The organism is Nocardia caishijiensis NBRC 108228 (assembly GCF_001612825.1).
GTDB lineage: Bacteria > Actinomycetota > Actinomycetes > Mycobacteriales > Mycobacteriaceae > Nocardia > Nocardia caishijiensis.
This window is the reverse complement of the sequence record NZ_BDBE01000006.1, coordinates 80,837-98,167: the sequence shown is the minus strand read 5'-3', so window position 1 is coordinate 98,167 and position 17,331 is coordinate 80,837. Positions and strand designations below refer to the sequence as shown.

Annotated in this window: 16 protein-coding genes, 3 tRNA genes and 2 pseudogenes; 9 read left to right on the top strand and 12 right to left on the bottom strand. The window is 67.1% G+C overall.

Going from position 1 to position 17,331, the window contains the following annotated elements; genetic code table 11:
* Complete coding sequence (locus NC7_RS01185) at window positions 1–522, top strand: GtrA family protein (protein WP_067977757.1); 522 nt, start codon at window positions 1–3, stop codon at window positions 520–522.
* Between the two features lie 110 nt (window positions 523–632).
* Complete coding sequence (locus tag NC7_RS01180; RefSeq protein WP_067977755.1) at window positions 633–2,531, top strand: glycosyltransferase; 1,899 nt, start codon at window positions 633–635, stop codon at window positions 2,529–2,531.
* Window positions 2,532–2,540: 9 nt separating this feature from the next.
* On the opposite strand, the gene rsgA is transcribed toward NC7_RS01180, so the two are convergent.
* The 6 genes from rsgA to NC7_RS01150 all read right to left on the bottom strand — a co-directional run bounded on the left by rsgA (window position 2,541) and on the right by NC7_RS01150 (window position 8,266).
* Window positions 2,541–3,572 (bottom strand): ribosome small subunit-dependent GTPase A, encoded by a 1,032-nt coding sequence (rsgA, locus tag NC7_RS01175; protein ID WP_067977753.1) that lies wholly within the window; start codon window positions 3,570–3,572, stop codon window positions 2,541–2,543.
* Window positions 3,573–3,807: 235 nt separating this feature from the next.
* A complete protein-coding gene (locus NC7_RS01170) occupies window positions 3,808–4,332 on the bottom strand; it encodes a hypothetical protein (RefSeq protein WP_236573194.1) in 525 nt (174 codons plus the stop codon).
* Window positions 4,333–4,371: 39 nt separating this feature from the next.
* Window positions 4,372–5,325: a galactofuranosyltransferase GlfT1 gene (glfT1, locus tag NC7_RS01165; RefSeq protein WP_067977918.1), complete on the bottom strand. Its 954-nt coding sequence runs from the start codon at window positions 5,323–5,325 to the stop codon at window positions 4,372–4,374.
* Between the two features lie 346 nt (window positions 5,326–5,671).
* Window positions 5,672–6,490 (bottom strand): galactan export ABC transporter ATP-binding subunit Wzt/RfbE, encoded by an 819-nt coding sequence (wzt, locus tag NC7_RS01160; protein ID WP_067977751.1) that lies wholly within the window; start codon window positions 6,488–6,490, stop codon window positions 5,672–5,674.
* Between the two features lie 18 nt (window positions 6,491–6,508).
* Complete coding sequence (gene wzm / locus NC7_RS01155; RefSeq protein ID WP_067977916.1) at window positions 6,509–7,336, bottom strand: galactan export ABC transporter permease subunit Wzm/RfbD; 828 nt, start codon at window positions 7,334–7,336, stop codon at window positions 6,509–6,511.
* 345 nt (window positions 7,337–7,681) lie between these two features.
* On the bottom strand, window positions 7,682–8,266 hold the full coding sequence (locus NC7_RS01150; RefSeq protein ID WP_067977750.1) for a bacterial proteasome activator family protein: 585 nt from the start codon (window positions 8,264–8,266) through the stop codon (window positions 7,682–7,684).
* Window positions 8,267–8,352: 86 nt separating this feature from the next.
* Between NC7_RS01150 and NC7_RS01145 the strand changes: the two genes are divergently transcribed.
* A complete protein-coding gene (locus NC7_RS01145) occupies window positions 8,353–9,555 on the top strand; it encodes a cysteine desulfurase-like protein (RefSeq protein WP_067977914.1) in 1,203 nt (400 codons plus the stop codon).
* Window positions 9,556–9,566: 11 nt separating this feature from the next.
* On the opposite strand, the gene NC7_RS01140 is transcribed toward NC7_RS01145, so the two are convergent.
* Complete coding sequence (locus tag NC7_RS01140) at window positions 9,567–10,550, bottom strand: NAD(P)H-quinone oxidoreductase (protein WP_067977748.1); 984 nt, start codon at window positions 10,548–10,550, stop codon at window positions 9,567–9,569.
* A 151-nt stretch (window positions 10,551–10,701) separates the two neighbouring features.
* Between NC7_RS01140 and NC7_RS01135 the strand changes: the two genes are divergently transcribed.
* Window positions 10,702–10,786, top strand: a tRNA-Ser gene (locus NC7_RS01135).
* Here the strand turns inward: NC7_RS01135 and NC7_RS28265 are convergent.
* A pseudogene (locus NC7_RS28265) lies at window positions 10,768–11,067 on the bottom strand (tyrosine-type recombinase/integrase); the annotation flags it as partial. The gene NC7_RS01135 and the pseudogene NC7_RS28265 sit on opposite strands and share 19 nt — an antisense overlap.
* 1,127 nt (window positions 11,068–12,194) lie before the next feature.
* Between NC7_RS28265 and NC7_RS28840 the strand changes: the two are divergent.
* Window positions 12,195–12,295, top strand: a pseudogene (locus tag NC7_RS28840).
* Between the two features lie 46 nt (window positions 12,296–12,341).
* Window positions 12,342–12,758 (top strand): hypothetical protein, encoded by a 417-nt coding sequence (locus NC7_RS01130; protein ID WP_067977746.1) that lies wholly within the window; start codon window positions 12,342–12,344, stop codon window positions 12,756–12,758.
* Window positions 12,759–12,816: 58 nt separating this feature from the next.
* On the opposite strand, the gene NC7_RS01125 is transcribed toward NC7_RS01130, so the two are convergent.
* Entirely contained in the window at window positions 12,817–13,605 is a 789-nt protein-coding gene (locus tag NC7_RS01125) for a DUF2382 domain-containing protein (RefSeq protein WP_067977744.1), read from the bottom strand.
* A 247-nt stretch (window positions 13,606–13,852) separates the two neighbouring features.
* Complete coding sequence (gene hisC / locus NC7_RS01120; protein WP_067977743.1) at window positions 13,853–14,920, bottom strand: histidinol-phosphate transaminase; 1,068 nt, start codon at window positions 14,918–14,920, stop codon at window positions 13,853–13,855.
* A 45-nt stretch (window positions 14,921–14,965) separates the two neighbouring features.
* Between hisC and NC7_RS01115 the strand changes: the two genes are divergently transcribed.
* From NC7_RS01115 to NC7_RS01105, 3 genes are all read left to right on the top strand, one after another.
* Window positions 14,966–15,682 (top strand): dienelactone hydrolase family protein, encoded by a 717-nt coding sequence (locus NC7_RS01115; RefSeq protein ID WP_067977741.1) that lies wholly within the window; start codon window positions 14,966–14,968, stop codon window positions 15,680–15,682.
* Window positions 15,683–15,775: 93 nt separating this feature from the next.
* Window positions 15,776–15,865: transfer RNA gene (locus NC7_RS01110), tRNA-Ser, on the top strand.
* Window positions 15,866–15,895: 30 nt separating this feature from the next.
* A tRNA-Arg gene (locus NC7_RS01105) sits at window positions 15,896–15,968 on the top strand.
* Window positions 15,969–16,021: 53 nt separating this feature from the next.
* Here the strand turns inward: NC7_RS01105 and NC7_RS01100 are convergent.
* Both NC7_RS01100 and NC7_RS01095 read right to left on the bottom strand, forming a co-directional pair.
* A complete protein-coding gene (locus NC7_RS01100) occupies window positions 16,022–16,747 on the bottom strand; it encodes a maleylpyruvate isomerase family mycothiol-dependent enzyme (RefSeq protein WP_067977739.1) in 726 nt (241 codons plus the stop codon).
* A 145-nt stretch (window positions 16,748–16,892) separates the two neighbouring features.
* Window positions 16,893–17,288 (bottom strand): RidA family protein, encoded by a 396-nt coding sequence (locus NC7_RS01095; RefSeq protein WP_067977738.1) that lies wholly within the window; start codon window positions 17,286–17,288, stop codon window positions 16,893–16,895.
* Between the last annotated feature and the right edge of the window lie 43 nt (window positions 17,289–17,331).

Below are 17,331 nucleotides of genomic sequence, written 5' to 3'. Positions count from 1 at the left end.
GTGTCGCATCAAGATGTTCCGCCGGTTTCGCTGCTGACGAAGGTGACGACGGCGTTGCGGCAGGGGGCGGCGTTCCTCATCGTCGGCGCGGTCGGCTTCCTCGTCGACGCCGGTACGTACAACCTGCTGGTGTTCTGGGGTGGCGGTCTGTCGCTGTCGGAGGGTGTGCTCTATCACTCGCCGCTCACCGCGAAGATCATCGCGATCGTGGTGGCCACGGTGGTCACCTACTTCGGCAACAAGTGGTGGACCTTCGCGCACAAGAAGTCCGGCAGCGCGGGCCGCGAATACCTGCTGTACGCGCTGGTGAATGTCGTGGCGATCGGCCTGCAACTGGGCTGCCTCGGCTTTTCCCGCTATGTGCTGGAACTGTCGTCGCCGCTGTCGGACAACATTTCCGCCACCGTCATCGGCCAGACGCTTGCTGTCGTATTCCGTTATTGGGCCTACGACAAATTCGTGTTCACCGGCACCGAGGCAACCGGTGAGCAACACGCGCGGGGTGCTGTTACCCCTCACTGACGGCGCCAGGCCCGGCGGTGATTGATATCCTCACCCCGCCCGCCGCGCCGCCCTTTCCTTACGTGACTGCTTGCGTCGGCGCAGTCGATACCGAGAATTTCGAGGACTTCATGGAGCAGTCGGCTACTCGAGTCGTGACCGAATCGAACGAACGGCACGAGGCCGCACCCGCGTCACTGCGTGGTGAACACTCGGCACCCGAACGCTTGGTTCTGGCCAGGGGTATCTTCACCGGCCCGTCGGCGCGGGTGAGCGACGAGCTCTACGCCGTCGTCAAGGGCGGTGCCGCCATCCGCGAGCGCCTGTCGCTGCACCTGCCCAAGGGTGCGACCGCCCACACCAACACCTACTTCGGCCGGTTCGCCGCCAGCTACTGGCAGCGCTGGACCACCGTCACCGAGGTGACCGCCACCGCGAACCTGCAGGTGGGCAACAAGGCCAATGTGCGCCTGGTCGCCTCCGACATCGCCGGACACCGCCGCATCGTCGCCTCGCTGGTGGCGACCAGCAGCGGGTTCGTGAGCCTGACCGCGCCGCTGGACCAGTACGTCGACGGTGGCGCGCTGTGGCTCGAGTTCGACGCGATCGGCGGCGAACTCGACATCACCGAACTGACCTGGACCGCCGCGGCCCCCGAGACGGTTCGCCCGGTCGCCATCGCGATCTGCACCTTCAACCGCGCCGAGGACTGCGCCCACACCGTCGCCGCACTGGCCTCGGACCCCACGGTGCTGGCCGCCATCGACGCGGTCTACGTCGTCGACCAGGGCACCGACCCGGTGGAGAACCGGCCGCTGTTCCAGCAGGTCCGCCCCGATTTCGGCGACAAGCTGCGCTACATCCGTCAGCCGAATCTCGGTGGCGCGGGCGGCTTCACCCGTGGGCTGTACGAGGTGTCGGCGGCCAACGAGCACGCCGACGTCATCCTGATGGACGACGACATCCTCTGCGAGCCCGAGACCGTCCTGCGCCTACAGGCCTTCGCGAACCTGACCGTCGATCCCACCCTGGTCGGCGCGCAGATGCTGTTCCTGCTCAACCCCGACTACCTCAATGTCGGCGCCGAGGACGTGCGCCTGGGTGAGCTCAAGCACGGGCAGAAGGTGCCCAAGGCACTGCGCAACACCTCCATGCTCAAGAAGAACCAGGAGCGCCGCGTCGACGCGGGCTACAACGCCTGGTGGACCTGCCTGATCCCGGCCGAGGTCGTGAAGAAGATCGGCCTTCCGGTCCCGATCTTCTTCCAGTGGGACGATGTCGAATACGGCATCCGCGCCCGCGAGAACGGTTTCGTCACCGTCACCCTGCCCAACGCCGCCGTCTGGCACGCCGACTTCTACTGGAAGGACTACGACGACTGGGCGCGCTACTTCTCCACGCGCAACTCGCTCATCGTCGGCGCCCTGCACACCGATCTGGACGCCAAGTCCGTCACCAAGGACTTCTTCCGCTACATCGCCGAACATCTCGTCGGCATGCAGTACGGCCTGGTGCACACCACCCTGCAGGGCATCGAGGACTTCATGAAGGGTCCGAAGGTGCTGCGCGACGGTGGCATCGAGGCACTGGCCGCGGCCCGCGGCTCCCGCAACGACTACCCCGAGACCATCAAGCATCCCGCCGCGACCCCGCCGGTGAACTCGGCCGAGATCCAGGTGCGCCGCGCGAGTGGTGAGCCGAGCCGCATCACCCTGGTGCTCATCAAGCGCGCGATCACGCAGTGGACCGGACGTACCCAGCACGGCTTGATCGGGGTCACCCGCGAGGACGCGCACTGGTGGCATGTGGGCCTGTTCGACCACGTCGTCGTCACCGACGCGTCCCAGTCGGGCGTGCGCGTGCGCCGCCGCGACAAGGCCCGCGCCCGTGCTCTGCTCATCCGCACCTACCGCACGCTGCGCAAACTCCGCCGCGAACTGCCCAGGCTCCAGGCCGAATACCGCGCGGCGGTCCCCGAACTCACCAGCCGTGAGAACTGGGCCCGCCTCTACGGCATCGACCCCAGCTGATCGGTTGGGTCAGCGGTAGCCGCGTTCGCGGTACTGCTTGCGGTGTTGTTTGGCGATCGAGCGCCAGGCGCGTTCGCGTTCGGCGGCCAGGCGCTTGTCGGTGCGCGCGGCCATCCACTCGTTCTCCTTCGCCAGCTTGCGGTAGCTGGTGAGGCGGCGTTCGGTGATGGTGCCGTCGGCGATGCCCGCCTGGACCGCGCAGCCTGGCTCGGTCTCGTGCGCGCAGTCGGCGAAACGGCAATCAGCGGCGAGGGATTCGATGTCGCTGAAGGTCTTGCCGATACCGTCGGCGGCGTCGTAGAGGCCGATGCCGCGTAGCCCCGGTGTGTCGATGAGGGTGCCGCCGCCGGGGAGCGGTCGCAGCTCCCGGTGGACCGTTGTGTGGCGGCCCTTGCCGTCGACCGCGCGAACGGCGTTGGTGGCGAACACTTCCGCGCCGAGCAGGGCGTTGGCCAGGGTCGACTTGCCCGCGCCGGACGGACCGATCAAGGCAACCGTGCCGTGCAGCACGGCCGTGAGCACATCCAGCCCTGTCTCGGCGGCGGCGCTCACCGCGAGTACCGTCGCCCCCGGCGCGACCGCACGGACCTCGTCGAGCGGAAGATGATCCGCCGCATCGGCTTTGGTGAGCACGACCACGGGTTGGGCATTGCTCTCCCAGGCGAGGGCGAGCATGCGCTCGATCCGTCCCAGGTCGACGTCACCGTCGGCGGCACTGCAGATCAGCACGGTGTCGACATTGGTGGCGAGCACCTGGGCGACCGAGCGCCCCGACACCGACGACCGCATGATCGCCGAACGGCGCGGAAGTAGCAGGCGCACAGTGCCTTCGGCATCGAGTCCGACCCAGTCGCCGGTGCACAAGCCGGTGATGTCACGCGGGCAGGCGGCACGAGACGGGCCGCCCGGTGCGACCACATCGCATTCGCTGCGATCCATCCGGACGATGCGTGCGGGCACGAGATCGCCGAGCAGCGGGAGATATTCGGAAGCTACGGCTTCGGTCCAGCCGTAGGGGACGAGCAGGTCGTAGTCGACCATCGGTAGAAGTCCTTCGTCGGGCGCCGGGCCCGACGTCGGGCTCAGCGAGTAGAGGTGATGTCCGGAACAGTGGGGGCGCAATCGCGCACCCCGGGTACGGCAATCCACACATCTGTACTCACGGACATCCACCTCCTCTCCAACGTTGCTCCTACTGTGCCGCATACCCAGGGCATCGCACAACCGATTTGTGCCACCGCGAGCCCGATCAGCTCTCCGTGGGCATCGACGCAGGTCAGGGCACGACGACCTCGGTCGAGGCGGGCAGGCTCGGCCGGTCGGTGCGCACGGTGAGCTGGAACCGGCCGGGCCCGGTGGGGGCGATCACCTGGAACGGGTAGGTGCTGTTGTGACGGGCGGGGACGAAATGCGTCATGGAGCCGGTGACGCCGTTGTCCAGGTTCCGCCAGTCGACGATGACGTTCACATCGCAGGTGAGCAGGGCGGGTGCCATGTTGCCGAGCAGGCCGTGCGAGATGCGCAGCGAGATGCTGTGGGTGGCACCGGGTGCGACGCTCGGATCGTTGAGCGGTCCGTCGAAGGCGGTGCCGCCCACATTGACGATGCCGAAGCACACGCCGTTGCCGAGCGTGGGCACCGGCGCCGTCCGCACTTCGTTCATCACGCAGGACCGGGGACCGACATTGGAGGCGCCGAGCTGACAGGTGTCATCGGCGCTCGCGGTGCCCGGCGCGGCCAGGCACAGCGCGCTGCCTGCGAGAACGGCGGCGGCGGACGCGAAACTCGTTCGTAAGGTCACCTATCGGATCCTAGGTCGCGAGCCCCAGGATCTGTGCCCCTATTTCTGGGGGCCTCGCTGGTCCGGCTTACCGAACTGCTCATTGCGTCCGAGCGAGCGCAACCGGAACCATTCCTTCAAGCCCGCCGGATCGCGACGAGTCACCAGGAAGAACCAGGAGAACCGAATCCACTCCTGCGGCAACAGCTTCCGCATACCCGGCTGCGACATCAGGTACCCGCGATTGCGGTAGGTGAAGTAGCGCTTCACCGGATCGTCTGGGTACTGGGTGTGCATGCGCCCACCCAGAATCGGCTTGAACTCCTCGGCGCCGTTGGGGTGCAGGTAGGCGGTCTGCAGACAGGTGCCGAACGGCAGGCCCGAACGGACCAGGCGCCGGTGCACCTCCACCTCGTCGCCGCGCACGAACAGGCGCAGATCGGGCACACCGATCAGATCGACGGCCTTCGCCGAGATCAGCGCGCCGTTGAACAGCGACGCGATGCCGGGCAGGAAGTCCTCGTCACCGAGCTCCGAGCGCCGCCTACGCCACACCACACCCCGGCGCAGCGGGAAAGCGAGCCGATCGGGGTCGTCGATATCGCACACCACCGGCGACACCTCGACCAGGTTGTGCCTGCGTGCGCAATCGATCAGCGTCGCGAGGACTTCCGGGCCGTCGGGGCGGCCGTCGTCGTCGGCCAGCCACACCCAGTCCGCGCCCTGGGTGAGCGCGTGCAGCATGCCGAGCGCGAAACCGCCGGCGCCGCCGAGATTGTGACGCGAACCCAGGTAGGTGGCCTCGATGGGCTGCTGGGCGACCAGCTCGGCCACCTCGTCCTCGTTGGCGTTGTCGACGACGATCAGATGATCGATCGGACGCGACTGCGAGGCGAGCACCTTCAGCGATTCGGCGAGCAGTTCTCGACGCTTGTGGGTCACCACCACCGCGATGATCCGCGCGTTCGGCCCGGTATCGGTGGCGAGATCGGCAGGCTCGGCGTCTGCGGGCAGTTCCGCGTCGTCGGCGAGTACAGCGTCATCCGGTCGGGCAGCGTCCGCCTGCGATGCGGCGTTGTCGGACTGCGCGGTGCCGGTGTGCTGGGCGGTCGTGCCGGGCTGAGCGCCGTTGTCGGACTGCGGTACGGCAGCCCCGAGCCCGGCGGCCGCGTATTCCCGTTCGGCGGCAGTGGGTTCGACGGGCGCGGGGGCCGTCGACTCGAGGCGGTCGGTCATGCTGAACCCGCCTGGCACCGCAGCCGGGGCAGCTTCGTCGCGTCGACCGCTCATGCTGCTACACCGCGCATGATCGGACGGCCTACGTGGTTACGCTGCGCTGCCGCCTCCGGCCGTTGACCGCTCATGCCTTGTTCTGCTCCAGTTCTTTGTCGCCCTGCTCGGCTTCCAGCTCGCGCAGCACCTGTGCCACGTGATTACCCGCCTCGGGCCCCTCATACGCTCGCACAACATCTTCGATGCCGCCCTGCTCGCGGATCTGACCGTGGTCGATCCACATGGCGGTGTCGCACAGCTGGGCGAGGAATTCATTGGAGTGGCTGGCGAAAACGAGGATGCCCGAGCGCGCGACCAGCGACTGCAGCCGGGTCCTCGCCTTCTTCATGAACTCGGCGTCGACGGCGCCGATGCCCTCGTCGAGCAGCAGGATCTCGGGGTCGATGGAGGTGACGACACCCATCGCCAGGCGCACCCGCATGCCGGTGGAGTAGGTGCGCAGCGGCATGGACAGGTACTCGCCGAGCTCGGTGAAGTCGGCGATCTCGTCGATCTTGGCCAGCATCTGCTTGCGCGTCTGACCGAGGAACAGGCCGCGGATGATGATGTTCTCGTAACCGGAGATCTCCGGGTCCATGCCGACACCGAGGTCGAACACGGGCGCCACCCGGCCGCGGATGCGCGCACTGCCGCGCGAGGGTTCGTAGATGCCCGAGAGCAGGCGCAGCAGCGTCGACTTGCCCGCGCCGTTGTGCCCGACCAGACCCACCCGGTCGCCTTCCTTCAGCGACAGGTTGATCTCACGCAGCGCCTCGACCACGACCACATCGGAGCTGTTGCGCCCGATCGCGCCGCCCGCCTTGCCGAGGAACGCTTTCTTCAACGACCGCGACTTGGCGTCGAAGATCGGGAACTCGACCCAGGCGTCATGGGTTTCGATACTCACACGGCTCACGTCGGTCTCCTAAACCCAGTACGGGACGCGGGCACGGTACTGCTTGAGCGCCAGGATCGCGACCGCCCAACCGACGACCGTGATCGCGCCGACGATGGCCCAGTGGTGCCACTGCGACGGCTCGCCGAGCAGCGGCGCGCGCACGATCTCCAGGTAATGGAAGGTCGGCACGATCTCGATCAGTTTGGCCCGGTCGCTCATCCCGCCGACCGCGGTCTCGAGCGCTTTCGTCGACCACATCACGGGGGTCAGGACGAAGAGCATCAGCGTCATCGAGCCGAGGATGGGGGCGATATCGCGGTACCGAGTGGCGAAGATGCCGAAGACGATCGTCACCCACATGGCGTTGAGGAACAGCAAGCCGATCGCCGGAATCGCGAGCAGCACCGAAACGTCGAGGTTGCGCCACAGCGCGAACACCACCACCAACAGCGCATAGATCGCCACGTTGTGCACGAAGAACAGGAACTGGCGCCAGACCAGCCGGTATACATGCACGCTCAAGGCGGAGGGCAGCTGTTTGATCAGGCCTTCATTGGCGATGAACACATCGGCGCCCTCGATGATCGAGGCATTGATGACGTTCCAGATGATCAGGCCGATCGTCACATACGGCAGGTACTCGCTGATCGGCTGGTTCAACAGCGTCGAATACAGCAGACCCATCGCCAGCGCCTGCAACCCGGTCGCGATGGTGATCCAGAACGGACCGAGCACCGACCGGCGATACCGCTGTTTGATGTCCTGCCAGCCGAGCGACAGCCACAGCTCACGCTGACCGAACCCGTCGCGCATGTCTTTGAACGCGCGGCGGAAGGTCTGCGAATCCGACACCATCGGCGTCTTCACCAGCAGCGGGGCATCGGCGGTCTGCTCGGCGGCGGCCACGTCGGCCACCTCGGCTTCGGTCGGTGTGTCGTCGGAATGCACGGGGCTCTCTTCGGTACGCGCGTCACCCTGGTCGGAGACCGATTCGGGACGAGCGGCAGCGGCGGGCACGATCCCCGACCCTACAGTGTTGGTTGCCGGCTGGCGCCGGGTGTTCGCGGCCCCGGGGGGCCTCGATCTTCCCTCCCTCCGGGTACTCCTTCGTCGCACCCTCCGGTCAGTCCAGATCGAGGCGGGCCGCGAACCCGCCTTCGGCGGTTCCTGAGTGGGCGCTACCCCTGGGGGTCGATGGGTCTAGAGGTATTGACCGCCGCCTACGTGGCCGTGGCCCGCTCGGGTGTCGGCGGCGTGCATGCCCGGCGGTAGGGCGCCTTGACGCATCTGTTCGAGTTGGGCTCGGGCGGCCATCTGCTGGGCGAACAGGGCGGTCTGGATGCCGTGGAACAGGCCTTCGAGCCAGCCGACGAGTTGGGCCTGGGCGATGCGCAGTTCGGCATCCGACGGCACGGACTCGTCGGTGAAGGGCAGGGTGAGGCGTTCGAGTTCCTCGCGCAGTTCGGGGGCGAGGCCCTGCTCGAGTTCGCGCACCGAGGACTTGTGGATGTCCTTGAGGCGCGAGCGGCTCGCGTCGTCGAGGGGAGCGGCGCGTACCTCCTCGAGCAGCTGTTTGATCATGGTCCCGATCCGCATCACCTTGGCGGGCTGCTCGACCATGTCGGCCAGCGACTCGGCGGGCTCGTCGCCGTCGGCCTTCTTGTCCCCGTCGAGCAGCTGCGCGGAGTACTCGGCCGCGGCATCCGAGTCGGCGGGCACGGTGACCGGCTGACCGTCGGGGCCGATCACGACGATGGATTCGGGGGTGTCCTCCGAGTGCGTCATAGCCCCATCATTGCGCGTGTGTCGGCTTCGCGCTAAAACCCCCACGCGGTTACACCGCGACGCCCCCTGCCCTTAAAGTGGCCACCATGACTTATGACGTCGCGAGGGTTCGGGGCCTGATACCGTCCCTGGGCGACGGCTGGATCCATCTGGACCCGCAGGCGGGGATGCTGGTTCCCGATTCGGTATCGCGTGCCGTCTCAACGGGTTTCCGTACCTCCTCGTTTTCCCACATCGGCCGCCACGGTGCGGCGACCCGCAGCGGCGCGATCCTCGATGCCGCCCGGGAGGCGGTCGCCGACCTCGTCGGCGGGGATCCGGCCGGCGTCGTGCTCGGTCCCGATCGTGCGGTTCTGCTCGCCTGGCTCGCCGAGTCCCTGAGCTCGCGCCTCGGTCTCGGCACGGGCATCGTGCTGTCCCGACTGGACGACGAGGCCAACGTCGCGCCGTGGCTGCGCATCGCCAACCGCTACGGCGCGCACGTGCGCTGGGCCGAGGTGGAGATCGAGACGTGTGAGATGCCGTCGTGGCAGTTCGAGGAGCTGATCGGGCCGACTGCGCGGCTGGTCGCGCTCACCGCCGCGTCGCCGATCGTCGGTTCCGCGCCCGCCGTGCGGGTGGCCGCCGACCGGGTGCACGATGTGGGCGGTCTGCTGGTCGCCGACGCCTTCGGCGCCGCACCGTACGCACTGATCGACATCGACGAACTCAATGCCGACGTGGTCGCTCTGAGCGCGCCGTCGTGGGGCGGCCCGCAGGTCGGCGCGCTGGTGTTCCGCGACCCCGCCTTCCTCGACCGCATCCCGTCGATGTCGCTCAACCCGTATGCCAAGGGGGCTGAACGCCTCGAGGTCGGCGGCCACCAGTACGCGCTGCTGGCCGGGCTCACCCAGTCCATCGACTTCCTCGCCGGACTCGATGAACGCGCCACCGGCACTCGCCGCGAACGCCTGGAAATCTCGATCACCTCGCTGCAGGACTACCACGACCAGCTCTTCGACCACCTCATGCAGGTGCTCGAGCAGGTCGACGGTCTGACCGTGATCGGCCGTGCCTCCACCCGCATCCCCACCGTCAGCTTCACGATGGCCGGGATGCAAGCGGAGAAGGTGGCCGCCAAGCTGGCCGACGCGCGCATCGGCACGGTCAGCGGCGTACACGGCGGAAGTCGCTTACTCGACGCCCTCGGTGTCAACGACGAGGGCGGCGCCGTCACCATCGGACTCGCGCCGTACACCACCCGCTACGAAATCGACCAGCTCGGCCGCTCGCTCAGCTCGCTCGAGTAATTCGCGGCGCCTCACTCGCGCACCCGGAGCACGACCTTGCCGAAAGTGTCGTGCGCGTCGAGCAATTCGTGTGCCCGGCCCGCCTCGGTGACGGGCAGTTCCGCCGAGATCACCGGAAAGATCTCGCCCGCCGCCACATCCGGCCACAGCTGGGTGCGCACGGCGGCGATGATCTCGGCCTTGCTGCCCGTGCCCGCCCTCGGCCGGGCCCGCAGGTTCGTCGCGTGCACCGACCCCCATTTGCGCAGCAGCGCACCGATGTTCAACGAACCGGTGGCGCCGCCCTGCAACCCGATCACCACCAGCTGTCCGTGCGGGGCCAGCGCTTCGGCATTGCGTTCCAGATAGGCGGCGCCCATGTTGTCGAGGATGATGTCGGCACCACCGGCATCGGCGAGGACGGACACGAAATCCTGGGTGCGATAGTTGACGAGGATTTCGGCGCCGAGCCCGGCGCACTTGGCCAGCTTCTCGTCCGACCCGGCCGTCACCGCCACCCGTGCGCCCCGCCGCCGCGCCACCTGGATGGCGTGCGTGCCGATCCCGCCGCCACCGCCGTGGATCAACACGAGCTGACCCGATCGCATCCCCGCCGTCATCACCAGGTTCGACCACACCGTCGCCGCCACCTCGGGCAACCCGGCCGCGGCGGCCAGGTCCATCTCCTCGGGCACCGGCAGCAGCTGGGTGGACGGCACCGCCGCCAGCTCGGCGTACCCGCCGCCCGCGAGCAGCGCGCACACCCGGTCCCCGACCTGCCAGTCGCTGACTCCGGCGCCCAGCTCGACGATGGTCCCCGAACACTCGAGCCCCGGCACCGAACTGGCGTCGGCCGGTGGGGGATAGAAGCCGCGCCGCTGCATCACATCGGCCCGGTTCACCCCTGCGGCAACGACTTCGACCAACACCTCGCCCGCCCCGGGCTCCGGATCGACCGTCTCGGTCCACTCCATCACCTCGGGCCCACCGAACCCGTTCAGCTCGACAGCACGCATATAGTCCCGCCTCTCCGCGTCTTTCGGCCAGACTAAGGGCGTGGGGCTGCCCGTTGGCGTCTTGCGGATCGTGTCGGGTGGGGTGAGCCCGTACCCGGTGAGTTACCCATGTTCGTGCGAGACCAGGTGTTGCCGCTATATTTCTTGTCAGGGAGACGTGGCAGAGCGGCCGAATGCACTCGCCTTGAAAGCGAGCATGGGTAACACCATCGGGGGTTCAAATCCCTCCGTCTCCGCAAAGGACCCGCAGGTCAGCTTGCCGACTTGCGGCGTGGCCGAGTTCGGATCGCCCGACCGTTGCCAATCTTGTCACGGTTGTCACAACCGCGTTCAAAACGCGGGCAGCGTCGGCGAGGGCGTCAGGCTGACTGTGGACGTAGGTGCGCATCGTGAACGCGGCATCACAGTGGCCCAACCAGGCCGAGACCACCGCGATCGGCACGTTCTGTAGGTGTAGCAGCGTCCCGCAGGTGTGACGGGCATCGTGCAAGCGCAGGTGACGAACCCCAACAGCTTCACACGGTCTATGACCCGACCGCGCGTCTCACCGACTGCATCATCGAGTGCGGATTCGATGAGGACTTCCACGGCGCCAACAGTCGTCTTCTCGTCGGCCCGTACTCGGTTGCCGCATGAGAATCGCCGTCGAAACCGCGCAGCTACCCGCCAGCTCCGACGAGGATCGGTTGATTGTCACCGACGATGCCGTGATTGTTCTCGATGGGGCGACTGCCCACGATCCCGCGATGCCGTCCGCTGGGCCTACGTCGACTATCTCGCATCAGACCTCGCTCAGTCGATCGGTGGACCGTTGCCGTTGGCCGCCATTCTCGAGCGGTCGATAGCGAAGGCGGTGGATGCCCTCGGCATCGAACCGGGGGTCGCCCCGTCGAGCACGGTGGCACTTGTCCGTATCGAAACCGACGCAGTCGACGCGCTGATCCTGGGTGACTCCTCAGTGATCGTCGGACTACGCACTGGAGATGTGAAGGTGCACACCGACGATCGACTTTCGCGGCTTCGGCTACCGGAGCCAGCCCCGGTGGGTGCAACCCAACCCCGACCAGGGCCACTAAGCGTGCACGTCCCATCGATGCGGTCCCGGGATTAGCGACTCTCCCGTGTCAGCCATGCGGTGAACGCTGAGCGAACTTCATCTGGCGAAGGCCTCGAATGTATCGTGACCTCAGCCTCTTTGGCGCGGGTGAAGGTGTCCCGGCCCGCTGTCCTCATCCAGAACCAACGACCATCGGTGCGGACCTGTATAGGCAAGCTCCAGCGGTGGCCTTCAACGTACGGAAATGAGAGCAAGACAAGCCAATGGCGGCGAATGATTCCCGTTGGCTGCACGCCCAGGTCACGCGCTGCATTGATGAAGTCGGGAACGCAGGCTTCGATCAATTGGCGCGTCTGTTGTCTCGCGTCCTGCTCGCGTGCGAGGTACTTCTGTCTGTCGTTGCTATCAGCTTGGTGCTGTCGCCGAACCTCATCTGCCATGCCCACGGGTGCCTCCGATGCCCGAGCTGAAAGCGTCGAATCAATACTAGGAACGAGTGTCGCGAGGTGTCACACAGTTGTCACAACTCGCGGATACAACCCTGGATACGACGAAACCCCACGGAAGCATTTCAGCACTTCGCGTAGGGGTACGGACGTCAGTAGACTCCTGGCGGACGGTCGCTATTCGACTTGAAGCGAGCATGGGGATAACACCATCGGGGGTTCAAATCCCTCCGTCTCCGCCACGGCTGGGTCGCGCCCGGCAGCAGGTTGTTTCGAGGGGGAGTTCTCATGACCGGTGCCGCGTTTCCCACGGCTGGGCAGTTCCGAACGGTGTCGGGGCAGACCGGGGTGGTCGTCCACACCTGGAAGTTGCCCATCGCGTTCGGCATCGGTGCTCGGGTCAGGGTCGACGGGTACGACGTGCCGAACATCAAGTGGGGCGCGAATTTCGTGCCGGTTCCGCCGGGGGCGCACATGCTCACCGTCGAAGCCACGCAGTGGGGAATGGGTTACGGCGGCAACCATGCCCAGGTGCAGGTCTTCCCCGGCCACACCACCGAGGTGCACTACACCGCGCCCGCGCAGATGTATCTGAAGGGCGCGATCGGAGCCGAGCGTCAGCCCACACCGGGTGTGGTGCTCAACTATGTGGCGTTGGGGTTCTGTGTGCTGCTGATCCTGGCCTGGATCTTGCTCGTGCTCTGACCATGGACGCGCGCAGGCCCCGGCCAAGTGACCGGGGCCTGCGCGGAGCCATCATGTGTCACGGCTTGTTGCGACGGCGATCGTCGTCGAAGCCTTCGGTTTCCACGCGCTCCTTGCGGACGGTGTCGGAGACGGTCTGTTCGTCGGCGACCTCGTCCACCTCCAGGCGGACGCGTTCCACCGGGACCGCTTCCTTCTGCACGTGCACCTGGTCGGCGTGCAGCGTCACCTCGCGCTCGTCCTCGCCGATGTCGGTGCGACCGGTGCGCTCGCCGGTGATGGGCTCACGAACCACATGCACCTCTTCGTGCGTGGTCGGCACCTTGATGGTCTGCTCCTCGGTCACCACGTACTTGCGCAGGCGTGCGGTGCCGACCTCCTCGCTCTCGGTCTCGACGCGCAACTGCTCCTCCGAACGGACCATCGAATCATCGGTGGTGCCACGATTCATGTGCGTCGGGTTGCCGTGCGTCATCGGCTCGTCGCCACCGGGGCGGATCTGCTGACGCCCATAGGTGTTCCAGCCCGCCGAGCGCGGGTCCACGTGGTAGTGACGGAACAGCTCCTGCTCGGACTGGGCGCTGATGCGGCCACCGTCGTCGAGATGCGGAGCGGACTTCACCTGTTCCTTGTCGACGTGCAGCCGCAAGGCGTCGTCGTCGGCCTGGTGCTCGGCACCCGCCAGCGGAACCAGCGAATCGGAACTGAACAGGCCGGTCGAGACGGCGGCCCAGGTCGGCGAGCCGGTGTTGTTGTCGATGTAGATCTGCTTGACCTTGCCGATCTTCTCGCCCCGCTCGTCATAGGCGGTGGCGCCGATCAGCGAATCCAAAGTTGCCTTGCTCATTTTTCATCCCTCCTACCGGGTGCGGGCCTTCGATCCCGATCCGGGCGACGGTCCGCGTGGTTGTGGGTGACCAGTCGGGTCGCAGTGATCGGATTGACCGGATCAGCTACATGGCCGCAAATACCCGGGGTCCAGGGGGCCAAACAACCCGAGGTGAGGTCGGGATTATCGGGCAGGGGTCGCGGAGGGAGGGCATGAATAGGTCAGGCGACCATTTTTGCGCATGAAATGGCAAGTGGCGCAGGGTTCAGCCGAAGCGGAGCGCCGTCTCCGGAGCGGTCGCGAAGGCGAGGAAACGGTCGTTCTCGTGCGGGTCACCGATGGTCACCCGCACCCCGTCACCGGCGAACGGGCGGACCAGCACACCCCCAGCAGCACTCGCCTCGGCGAATTCCAGGCTGCGCGCGCCGAGCGGCAACCAGACGAAATTGGCCTCGCTCGGCGGCACCTCGTAACCGGCGGCGAGCAGCGCCTCGCGCACCCGCGTGCGCTCCGAAATGAGCACTTCGGTGCGATCGAGCAACTCGCCACGTGCCTCCAGCGACGCGATCGCCGCCGCCTGGGCCACCCGGTTCACGCTGAACGGGATGTGCACCTTCAGCAGCGCGGTGATCACCTCCGGGTCGCCGACGGCGTAACCCACGCGGAGTCCGGCCAGCCCGTACGCCTTGGAGAAGGTCCGCAGCACAACGACATTCGGTCGAGTGCGGCCGATCTCGATTCCGTCGGTCGACGGTAGCCGCAGATACTCGTAATACGCCTCGTCGAGCACGACGAGCACCTGCGGCGGGACGCGATCGAGGAAACGCTCCAGCGCCGCGCGCGGGTGCGCCGTGCCCGTCGGGTTGTTCGGATTGCAGACGAAGATCAGCCTGGTCCGTTCGGTGATCGCCTCGGCCATCGCGTCCAGATCATGGCGGTGATCGGCGGTCAGCGGAACCGGCACCGCGGTGGCATTGCCCACCTGGGTGACGATCGGATACGCCTCGAACGAGCGCCACGCGAACACCACCTCGTCGGTCGCGGCACCGCAGGTGATCTGCACCAGCTCCTGGCACAGCGCCACACTGCCGCAGCCGACCGCCACGTTGGCCACGCTCACCCCGAGGAAGTCGGCCAGCGCCGTCCGCAGCTCGGTGACCTGGTTGTCGGGGTAGCGATTGGCCTGCTCGGCCGACGCCGCGATCGCCTTCGCCGCGCTCGGCAACGGGCCGAACGTCGTCTCGTTGGAGGCCAGCTTCACCGCGTCGGGGTGGGAACGGCCGGGAACATAGGCGGGAATGGTGGCCAGGTCGGGCCGGATACGCGCGGTCACCGCCTCACCCTACCCAAGTGCGGTTCTGCCGCCTACGCTGGGAATATGTCGGGCACTTACAGCGATGTCGCCCCACTGAGGCCGGTGGAGTCCGGTGGCGGCGAAACCTTCGCGCGCACTTCGGTACCGATCACCGTCGTCGAGCCGGAACGGACGGCGCGTGGCGGGATCGTCGTCCTGCACGAATCACGGGAGTTCCCGCCCCAAGTCGGCGACCTCATGCGTTCCCTCGCGTCGGAGGGCTGGATCGTCGTCGCCCCGCACCTGTTCGACCGACTTCCCGGCGACGACGTCCACGAGGTGTTCGGCGACGAACTGTTCGCCGATTTCGATGCCGGTTTCGACTGGCTCACCCGCCGCGGGGTCTTCCCCGACACCATCGGCGTGCTCGGCTTCGACACCGCGGGCACCGCTGCCTTCCTGGTCGCGACCAACCGGCCCATCGGTGCCGCGGTGAGCGTGGCCGCCCCCGGCATCGTCGACCCGCTGCCCGACCAGCACACGTCGCTGGTCGAGATCGCCCCCAGCCTGCAGGCTCCCTGGCTCGGCCTCTTCGGTGCCGACGACCCCGCCACCCCGCCCGAGGCCGTCGACCGGCTCCGCGACGCCACCGGCCGGGCGAATGTGGCCAGTCTCACCATCACCTACCCCGGCCTGCGCCACCGCGCCGACCGCCCCGACCCCGACGACGACGCGGCCACCGCTATCCGCATCGATTCCCAGACCCGTATCTACGACTGGTTCGACAGCAATTTACGCTGATTGACCAGGCGTTTTGGACTCCTACGACTGCTCGTGTAATCTTCATTCCCGGCGGTTCGACAAGGACCGGTGCCCTCGAAAGAGAAGGCTCCAGGAGGCGTGCCAGAGCGGCCGAATGGGACTCACTGCTAATGAGTTGTCCCTTCACGGGGACCGGAGGTTCAAATCCTCTCGCCTCCGCCACACCGGTTCGCCGGTACAACTGAAGACCATGCGCCCGTAGCTCAACGGATAGAGCACTTGACTACGGATCAAGAGGTTAGGGGTTCGAATCCCTTCGGGCGCACAACAATCCGCCTCCTATCGGTAACTCGGTAGGAGGCGGATTTTTTTTGTGGGCTATTTCCAGGCGGGCAGTGGGGGGAGGGGGCCGGTCAGGTCGGTGCCAGGGGAACGGCCGAGGAGCCACGCCAGGAGGGCGTTGGCGGGGCCGAGGACGGTGTGGTTGGGGCGGGCGGGGCCGATGGTGGCGATGAAGTCGGTGTCGGTGGATTGGATGTCGAAGGTGGGGGTGGCCTCGGGGCGCAGATCGGCGGAGAGGTCGGTGACGGTTTCGGGGAGTAGGCGGGCGACGAACTCCTTCGGCCAGTCTGCGGGGGTGTAGCCGACGTCGAGGTCGACGTGGTGGATCTCTGTTTCGCGCAGGCGCATCCACGGAACGATGTCGGCGGTGAGGGTGCCGCCCTGGCGGTTGCGGACCTCGGCCGCCCAATCGGTGGCGGACATGGTGCCTGCCAGGGCTTGCCAGCGGTGGGCCGAGGCGGCGAAGTCGGCCTGCTGCACCGCCGGCGAACGACCCGCGCCGCATTCGATGTCGGCATCGCGCACCGCCACGCTCGGATACTGCGGAATCTCGATCCCGGTGTGCGCCCACAGCAGCAGGTTCACCAGGCTGTCCGCATTGCGGGACAGATGCGCGACGACGTGGCCGCGAGTCCAGCCGGGCAGCTGGGAGGGCTCGGCCAGGGCCGATTCGGTGAGCGCGTCGACCGCGGCCTCGAGACGCGCGGTGGAGGCGGAGACCTGAGCCAACAGGTCGATGGGCGTTGCCATTTCGCTGGTCACGAGATCGAGGGTAGTAGTTCGGTCTGCGCCGCACCGGCGTTCACGGCACCCTTCGATCCCAGCCTGTGGATAACTCCGAACCTGTGGACAACTGTGCACTTTTCACCATCGACGGCCAGGGTGGGACGCGGCGGTGATGCGACGATCAGCTGGCGACGATCGCATCGGCTTCGATCTCCACCAGCAGCCCGGGCGCGATCAACGCGGTGACCTCGTACATCGACGCCGCGGGCCGGATATCGCCGAACACCTCGGCGTGCGCCGCCGCGACCTCCGGCCAACGGGAGATATCAGTGACGAACATCCTGGTCCGCACCACATCGCGCACACTCGCGCCCGCCTGGTCGAGAGCGGTCGCGATCCGCGCCAGGATCTCGCGGGTCTGCGCGCCGATGTCGTCGCCGCCGACCGCGCCGCCACCGGGCAGCGCGGCCGTCGTACCGCTGACCAGCACGTGGTCACCGACTCGTACGGCCCGCGAGTACCCGACGACATCTTCGAAATCGGAGGCGGAGGAAATGTTCACCCGAGTTGTGGTCATGGCCGCCAGAATGGCCCACCGGCTGCGGGAGGACAATTCATTT

Excerpts from the sequence above, each read along its gene's own strand:
- NC7_RS01150 (WP_067977750.1), bottom strand. The coding sequence starts at position 8,266 with ATGACGCACTCGGAGGACACCCCCGAATCCATCGTCGTGATCGGCCCC.
- NC7_RS01095 (WP_067977738.1), bottom strand. The coding sequence starts at position 17,288 with ATGACCACAACTCGGGTGAACATTTCCTCCGCCTCCGATTTCGAAGAT.
- NC7_RS01140 (WP_067977748.1), bottom strand. The coding sequence starts at position 10,550 with ATGCGTGCTGTCGAGCTGAACGGGTTCGGTGGGCCCGAGGTGATGGAG.
- wzm (WP_067977916.1), bottom strand. The coding sequence starts at position 7,336 with ATGGTGTCGGATTCGCAGACCTTCCGCCGCGCGTTCAAAGACATGCGC.
- NC7_RS01180 (WP_067977755.1), top strand. The coding sequence starts at position 633 with ATGGAGCAGTCGGCTACTCGAGTCGTGACCGAATCGAACGAACGGCAC.
- NC7_RS01125 (WP_067977744.1), bottom strand. The coding sequence starts at position 13,605 with ATGAGCAAGGCAACTTTGGATTCGCTGATCGGCGCCACCGCCTATGAC.
- NC7_RS01115 (WP_067977741.1), top strand. The coding sequence starts at position 14,966 with ATGTCGGGCACTTACAGCGATGTCGCCCCACTGAGGCCGGTGGAGTCC.
- NC7_RS01130 (WP_067977746.1), top strand. The coding sequence starts at position 12,342 with ATGACCGGTGCCGCGTTTCCCACGGCTGGGCAGTTCCGAACGGTGTCG.
- rsgA (WP_067977753.1), bottom strand. The coding sequence starts at position 3,572 with ATGGTCGACTACGACCTGCTCGTCCCCTACGGCTGGACCGAAGCCGTA.
- NC7_RS01145 (WP_067977914.1), top strand. The coding sequence starts at position 8,353 with ATGACTTATGACGTCGCGAGGGTTCGGGGCCTGATACCGTCCCTGGGC.